This window comes from Leucobacter japonicus (assembly GCF_001273855.1).
GTDB classification, from domain to species: domain Bacteria; phylum Actinomycetota; class Actinomycetes; order Actinomycetales; family Microbacteriaceae; genus Leucobacter; species Leucobacter japonicus.
The window spans coordinates 240,334-247,282 of sequence record NZ_JHBX01000077.1 but is presented as its reverse complement, the minus strand read 5'-3'; the positions used below and the strand labels follow the sequence as shown (position 1 = coordinate 247,282).

The following is a 6,949-nucleotide window of genomic DNA, read 5'->3' as shown; positions in this document are numbered from 1 at the left end:
CGCCGACGACCTGCAACGACTGTGGGTGCCGCACCGCATGGTGTACGTCGCCGATCACTCGCAGCCCGAGCAGCACGACTGCCCGTTCTGCGCAGCGCCCGGCCGCACCGATGCCGAGGCGCTCATCGTCGCTCGTGGCGAGCACTCCTACGTGCTCCTCAACCTGTTCCCCTACAACAGCGGACACCTGCTCGTCTGCCCGTATCGCCACGTCTCGACATATGACGAGGCCACGGCAGACGAGGTTGCCGAAATCGGTGAGCTGACACAGATCGCGATGCGCGTCGCGAAGCAGGTGCTGCGCTGCGACGGCTTCAACATCGGCATGAACCAGGGAGAGGTCGCGGGGGCCGGCATCGCCGCGCACCTGCATCAGCACGTCGTACCCCGCTGGCGCTCGGACGCCAACTTCTTCCCGATCATCGCGAAGACGAAGGCCATGCCGCAGCTGCTCGGCGAAGTACGCGATCTGTTTGCTGAAGCCTGGCCCGCGCCGTCAGATGCCGGGCCGCAGCGCTCGTAGACTCAATCCCAGACCACCCTTTTCCATCACGATCAAGAGGAGCTCCCGTGTCCGGACACTCCAAGTGGGCGACGACCAAGCACAAGAAGGCCGTCATCGATTCGCGTCGCGCCAAGGCGTTCGCGAAGTACATCAAGAACATCGAGGTTGCGGCGCGCATCGGTGGCGCCGACCTCTCGGGCAATCCGACGCTCGTCGACGCCGTGCAGAAGGCGAAGAAGAACTCGGTTCCCGGTGACAACATCGACCGCGCGATCAAGCGCGGCGCCGGCCTCGACGGCGACGCCGTCGAGTACATGACCATCGTCTATGAAGGCTACGGCCCGAACGGCGTCGCGCTCATGATCGAGTGCCTCACCGATAACAAGAATCGCGCCGCCGCCGAGGTGCGTACGGCACTCAGCCGCAACGGCGGTACGTTGGCGGATCCCGGCAGCGTCGCCTACAACTTCGCCCGCAAGGGCGTCATCACCGTGCCCGCAGAGGGCACGACCGAAGACGACGTGCTCGGTGCCGTGCTCGAGGCCGGCGCCGAAGAAGTGAACGCTGCTCCCAACGGCGAGACCTTCGAGGTCGTCACCGAGGCGTCTGAGCTCGTTGCCGCCCGCACCGCGCTCGTCGACGCGGGAATCGACTACGACTCGGCCGACGCCGAGTTCGTGCCGAACCTCAAGGTCGAGATCGACGCCGATACGGCGCGCAAGGTCTTCCGACTGATCGATGCACTGGAAGACAGCGACGACGTGCAGAACGTATTCGCGAACTTCGACCTCACCTCCGAGGTGCAGGCCGAACTCGCTGAAGACGAGTGACCCGGCCGCTCGGCGCGACCTTCGCATGACGCGCATCATCGGGATCGACCCCGGTCTCACCCGCTGCGGTATCGGCGTGGTGACGGCCGGGGCCGGTCGTCGCGTCACCTTCGAGCACGTCGAGGTACTGGGCAGCCCGGCCACCGCCGAGTTGCCCGCGCGCCTGCACCAGCTGGGCTCCGCAATCGAACGTCTGCTCGACGGCGAGAAGCCTGCGGCGATCGCTCTGGAGCGCGTCTTCGCCCAGCAGAACCTCCCCAGCGTCATGGGAGTCGCCCAGATCAGCGGCGTTGTGATGTTCCTCGCGGAACGCCGGGGAATCCCGGTGGCGCTGTACACTCCGAACGAGGTCAAGGCGCAGGTGACCGGATACGGCAGCGCCGATAAGGCGCAGGTGACCACCATGGTGACGCGCCTGCTCGGGCTCGCCGCACCGCCGAAACCCGCTGACGCCGCTGACGCGCTCGCCCTCGCGATCACCCACGCCTGGCACCTGTCGCGCGGTGGCAGTGCCGATCGTTCGCAGCGTGGAGCAGCACCCGGTGGCGAAACTCCCGCCCAGCGCGCCTGGCGGGAGGCCGAGGCGAAGGTCGGTCGGCGTCGCAGCGGCCCGCGGGCCTGAACTCTGCCGACTGCTGCCGATCGCCTAGCGCTCGCGAGACGTCGGATCGTCGTCGCCGTCGCGATCCGGCATCGCCGAATGCCGCCCGTACCCGGCGACGTCATCAGCATCGGGAAGCGTGATCGGCAGCGTGAGCGTTCCGGTGTGCAGCGCCTCTTCGATCGCCTGCTCGACCTGACGTTGCCGACGCAACTGGATGCGACTGATGGCGCGCTGCTCGGGGAGACTCCAGCCGAAGCGCACTGCAAGCAAGCGCACGAGCGCGGTCACGATGACGCACACGATGCCGGCAGTGATCACCGGCACGCCCAGGGCGAGCAGACCCACGAGCACGACGACGCCGGCGAGGCTCGCCACGGCGTACAGTGAGCCGACATGCATGACCGCGATCGGAATGTTGAGCATGAGATCGCGCAGCACCCCTCCGCCGATCGCCGACACCGTGCCGATGAAGAGCGCGGGGATCACCGGAAGGCCGAGTGCGAGCGCCTTCGTCGCGCCAATCGCGCCGAACATGCCGATGCTGATCGCGTCGAGCACGGTGATGGCGGGGTCGACCTTCTCGAGAACCCGCGACAGCAGCATGCCGAGGAACGCGGCACCGGTCGCGACCAGCAGGTAGAGGTTGTCGGTGAACGCGACGGGCGACTGGCCGAGGAAGACGTCGCGAAGAAAACCGCCGCCGACCCCCGAGAAGATGCCGATGATCGCGACGCCGAGCAGGTCGATGCGTTTGAACCCGGCGGCGAACATCGCGCCCTGCAAACTGCCGACCCCCACGGCAGTGAGATCGGCGTACAGCGGGATCCGGAACGTCTCGTCGAACACCCGTCCATTCTCGCGCACCCGGAGTTGCGCCGCTCGCGGAATCTCCACGTGGATATCGCGCACTGCGCGATACTGAGGGGGTGCCCCTCTACCGCGAACCCGGGGTCGTGCTGCGCACCCACAAGCTGGGCGAGGCCGACCGCATCGTCACCCTGCTCACGCCCGGGCGCGGGCTGCTGCGTGCGGTGGCCAAGGGTGTGCGCCGAACCTCGTCGAAGTTCGGCGCACGTCTCGAACCCTTCATGGTCGCCGATCTGCAGTGCTTCGAGGGCCGCACACTCGATACCATCACTCAGGCCGAGACCCTGGGGGCCTATGGCCCGCAGATCAGCGCCGACTACGACCGATACCGCTCCGGCAACGTGATCGTCGAAACCGCCGAACGGTTGGGCGAGGGCGACACGTCGCTCGAGCTTTACGGCCTGCTCGTCGGCGCACTGCGTACACTCGCCGCGGCCCGGATTCCTCCGGAACTGGTGCGCGACGGCTACCTCCTGCGCGCCCTCTCGATCGCGGGCTGGACTCCGGGGTTCACCGACTGCGTGCGATGCGGGCGCCCCGGCCCGCACACGGCGGTGGTCGTGCAACTCGGCGGCGTGGTCTGCGAGGAATGCCGTACCCCGGGTTCGCCCCGACTCGATCCGGGGAGCATCGCGCTGCTCGAGGCGCTGCTGGTCGGTGATTGGGACGGGGCCCTGTCGGCGACGGAGCGCGAGCGCGGCCAGGCGGCTGGGATCGTGGCAGCGTACACGCAGTTCCACCTCGAGCGCGGGCTCCGCTCCTTCAGCGCGCCGCGCAACTGACGCTCGGCGGCGCGCCTCTACACTGGCAGGCATGCACTCCGCGCCCACCACGCTCGTTCCGGTCGATTGGACCGGGGAGCAGCCGCCGCAATTCGCCGGACCGGCCCCGAAGCACGTCGCGATCGTCATGGACGGCAACGGACGGTGGGCGAATCGGCGCGGCCTGCCGCGAGTCGAGGGCCACCGCATGGGGGAGCAAGCGTTGCTCGATGTCGTCGCCGGAGCGATTCAGGCAGGCGTGCGGCATCTCAGCGTGTACGCCTTTTCGACCGAGAACTGGCGGCGCTCGCCTGACGAGGTGCGGTTTCTCATGGGGTTCAATCGCGATGTGCTGCGTCGACGGCGTGCGCAGCTCGACGCGTGGAACGTGCGCATGCGCTGGGCCGGTCGGCGGCCGCGGCTCTGGGGATCGGTCATCAGCGAGCTGCAGGCCTCCGAGCGCGCGACCGCGAAAAACACCGGGCTCACCCTGACGATGTGCGTCAACTACGGCGGTCGGAACGAGCTCACCGATGCGGTGCGAGAGATCGCGGCCGAGGTGCGCGCCGGGCGCCTGTCGCCGAACGGCATCACCGAGCGCACCATTGAGCGTCACTTGTATGTGCCTGAACTCCCTGACGTCGACCTGTTTCTGCGCAGTTCGGGGGAGCAGCGCACGAGCAACTTCATGCTGTGGCAGTCGGCCTACGCCGAGATGGTGTTCCAAGACACGCTCTGGCCCGATTTCGGGCGGCGCGAGCTGTGGGAGGCGATCCGCATCTACCACGCCCGCGACCGTCGCTTCGGCGGCGCGGTCGACACGCCCACCGCCTCCTGATCTGCGAGAATGGAGGGGATATGACTTCCCAGACTCTCGGTGACGCCCGCCTGCGCATCGGCCCGCTCGCACTCGACGTGCCGGTCGTGCTCGCACCCATGGCCGGCATCACCAACACTGCGTTCCGTCGACTGTGCCGTGAATACGGCGCCGGCCTGTACGTCAGCGAGATGATCACGAGCCGTGCGCTGGTCGAGCGCACGCCCGCGTCGCTGCGTTTGATCAAGCACCACGAGAGCGAAACGCCGCGATCGATTCAGCTTTACGGCGTCGACCCGAAGACCGTTTCCGAGGCGGTCCGCTTTCTCGTCGATCAAGATCTGGCCGACCACATCGATCTCAATTTCGGCTGTCCGGTACCCAAGGTCACGCGCAAGGGCGGCGGTTCGGCACTGCCCTGGAAGAGTGATCTGTTCCGCGCCATCGTCGAGGGGGCCGTGCGCGCCGCGGGCGACATCCCGCTCACGGTGAAGATGCGCAAGGGCATCGATGAGGATCACCTCACCTACCTGGACGCCGCGCGTGCGGCGGAGGGTGCGGGCGTCGCCGCCATTGCGCTGCACGGTCGCACCGCGAATCAGTTCTACTCGGGTCACGCCGATTGGAGCTCGATCGCGACGCTCAAGGAGACGATCACCAGCGTTCCTGTGCTGGGCAACGGCGACATCTGGTCCGCAGAAGACGCAATTCGCATGGTTCGCGAGACCGGCTGCGACGGTGTCGTCGTCGGCCGCGGATGCCTGGGTCGCCCCTGGCTGTTCGGGGATCTCGCTGCGGCATTCCGAGCTGAAGCGGGTGAGATCACTGCGTCGGAGGCCGAGGCGGCGATCGCGAAGCCGCCGCTCGGCTTCGTCATGGAAGCCATGCGCCGCCATACCGAATTGCTCGTCGAGTTCTACGACGACGACGAACCGCATGCCTGCCGAGACATTCGCAAGCACGTCGCCTGGTACTTCAAGGGCTACGGTGTCGGCGGCGATACGCGCCGGGCGCTGGCGGCGGTCGAGTCGATCGCGCAAATGGACGAGATCTTCGCCACGATGGACGGCTCGATGCCGTATCCGGGTGAGGGTGCCGAAGGGCAGCGCGGTCGCGCGGGCAGCCCGAAGCGCGTCGTACTGCCCGATCGTTGGCTCGAGAGCCGCACCAGCGAAGGCATTGACTACGCCGACCTCGCCGAGGCCGAGCGAGACGACTCCGGTGGGTGACTCCGGGCTGCCCATCGGGTACGACCGAGCAGACGCGGAACGCTACGTCGCGGAATCGCACGGCGGCGGTCGCAGCGATTTCGCCCGCGATCGCGCGCGCGTGCTGCACTCCAGCGGCTGGCGTCGGCTCGCCGCTAAGACGCAAGTGCTCAGCCCGACTGCGGGCATCGATTTCGCACGCAACCGTCTGACGCACTCGCTTGAAGTCGCGCAGATCGGACGCGAGCTCGCCGTCGCCCTGCATCTCGCACAAGACGTGGTCGATACGGCCTGCCTCGCCCATGACCTCGGTCATCCGCCCTTTGGACACAACGGCGAAAAGGCCCTCAATGAGTGGGCCGCCGATGCGGGCGGGTTCGAGGGCAATGCGCAGACACTGCGCGTGCTGGCCCGGCTGGAGCCGAAGCGGTTCGATGCCGACGGTCGCAGTGTGGGGCTCAACCTGACCCGGGCGACGCTCGACGCGAGCTGCAAGTACCCGTGGAGTCTGGATGAAGCGGAGTCCGGCAGCGCGAAGTTCGGATACTTCGCCGACGACGCGACCGTCTTCTCATGGCTCCGGGCAGGCGCTCCGGAACGGCAGAAGTGCGCGGAGGCGCAGGCCATGGACCTCTCCGATGACATCGCCTACTCCGTGCACGACTTCGAAGACGCGGTGGTGAGCGGCTTCATCGATCCCGAGATATTGACCGCCCGCTCCGGGCACGACGGGCTCATTACCGACGTCTCGGAGTGGGCCGACGGCTCGTTCTCGCGCGACGAGCTGGGTGCCGCCTACGATCGGATCGCGGAAACCTCGAACTGGCTCACCCGGTGGGATGGCACGCGCGCTCATCAGGCACAGCTTAAGAATTTTACGAGCGACATGATCGGGCATTTCGCGCGCGGATCGATCGCCGCGACCCTCGAGTCTGCTGACGGCGCCCCGCTCGCTCGGTACGGCGCCTCGGTGATCGTGCCGCGCGCGATTCGAGCGGAAATCGCCGTACTCAAGGGCATCGTCGCGGCGTTCGTCATGGCCAGCGGTCGGCGGCAACCGACCTACCGCCGGCAGCGTGAGCTGCTGAATGAACTGCTCGACGTTCTATGGCAGACCGGCGACAGCGAGCTCGAGCCCGCATTCGCCGATGATTTCCGTGAAGCGTCGGACGACGCCGGGCGGAAGCGCGCCATCGTCGATCAGGTGGCCTCGCTCACCGATCAGTCGGCGATCGCTTGGCACAAGCGACTCTGCGACATCCCGCTCGTGTGACCCGGCCGGCACCGTGCCGCGCGCTGAACCGAGAGGGGCATGCGCAGGGAGCGTGTGAGCGCACTCTGAAGCGCGTCGTGCGGC

8 protein-coding genes are annotated in these 6,949 nt (G+C 67.5%); 7 read left to right on the top strand and 1 reads right to left on the bottom strand.

Annotated elements, in window-relative coordinates:
• From AMS67_RS02305 to ruvC, 3 genes are all read left to right on the top strand, one after another.
• Window positions 1-523: HIT family protein (locus AMS67_RS02305; RefSeq protein ID WP_053385902.1), on the top strand; the 523-nt coding region annotated here is incomplete at its 5' end.
• A 47-nt stretch (window positions 524-570) separates the two neighbouring features.
• Window positions 571-1,335: a YebC/PmpR family DNA-binding transcriptional regulator gene (locus AMS67_RS02300; protein WP_053385901.1), complete on the top strand. Its 765-nt coding sequence runs from the start codon at window positions 571-573 to the stop codon at window positions 1,333-1,335.
• A 25-nt stretch (window positions 1,336-1,360) separates the two neighbouring features.
• Window positions 1,361-1,957, top strand: a complete 597-nt coding sequence (gene ruvC, locus AMS67_RS02295) for a crossover junction endodeoxyribonuclease RuvC (RefSeq protein ID WP_053385900.1) — start codon at window positions 1,361-1,363, stop codon at window positions 1,955-1,957.
• A 24-nt stretch (window positions 1,958-1,981) separates the two neighbouring features.
• On the opposite strand, the gene AMS67_RS02290 is transcribed toward ruvC, so the two are convergent.
• Window positions 1,982-2,785 carry a trimeric intracellular cation channel family protein gene (locus AMS67_RS02290; RefSeq protein ID WP_053385927.1) on the bottom strand — a complete coding sequence of 268 codons (804 nt, stop codon included), beginning with the start codon at window positions 2,783-2,785 and terminating at the stop codon, window positions 1,982-1,984.
• Between the two features lie 80 nt (window positions 2,786-2,865).
• Here AMS67_RS02290 and recO point away from each other — a divergent pair, with 80 nt between their 5' ends.
• From recO to AMS67_RS02270, 4 genes are read left to right on the top strand one after another with little or no spacing between them, the layout of a single operon-like run.
• Window positions 2,866-3,588 carry a DNA repair protein RecO gene (recO, locus tag AMS67_RS02285; RefSeq protein ID WP_053385899.1) on the top strand — a complete coding sequence of 241 codons (723 nt, stop codon included), beginning with the start codon at window positions 2,866-2,868 and terminating at the stop codon, window positions 3,586-3,588.
• A gap of 31 nt (window positions 3,589-3,619) precedes the next feature.
• Window positions 3,620-4,405: an isoprenyl transferase gene (locus tag AMS67_RS02280; RefSeq protein ID WP_053353064.1), complete on the top strand. Its 786-nt coding sequence runs from the start codon at window positions 3,620-3,622 to the stop codon at window positions 4,403-4,405.
• Window positions 4,406-4,425: 20 nt separating this feature from the next.
• Complete coding sequence (gene dusB / locus AMS67_RS02275) at window positions 4,426-5,613, top strand: tRNA dihydrouridine synthase DusB (RefSeq protein ID WP_053385898.1); 1,188 nt, start codon at window positions 4,426-4,428, stop codon at window positions 5,611-5,613.
• Complete coding sequence (locus tag AMS67_RS02270) at window positions 5,606-6,865, top strand: deoxyguanosinetriphosphate triphosphohydrolase (protein ID WP_053385897.1); 1,260 nt, start codon at window positions 5,606-5,608, stop codon at window positions 6,863-6,865. The genes dusB and AMS67_RS02270 overlap by 8 nt, the downstream gene beginning before the upstream one ends.
• The last annotated feature ends 84 nt before the right edge of the window (window positions 6,866-6,949 follow it).

Bases quoted from the DNA above. Each gene is read 5' to 3' on its own strand.
- ruvC (WP_053385900.1), top strand. From the start codon at position 1,361: ATGACGCGCATCATCGGGATCGACCCCGGTCTCACCCGCTGCGGTATC.
- AMS67_RS02280 (WP_053353064.1), top strand. From the start codon at position 3,620: ATGCACTCCGCGCCCACCACGCTCGTTCCGGTCGATTGGACCGGGGAG.
- dusB (WP_053385898.1), top strand. From the start codon at position 4,426: ATGACTTCCCAGACTCTCGGTGACGCCCGCCTGCGCATCGGCCCGCTC.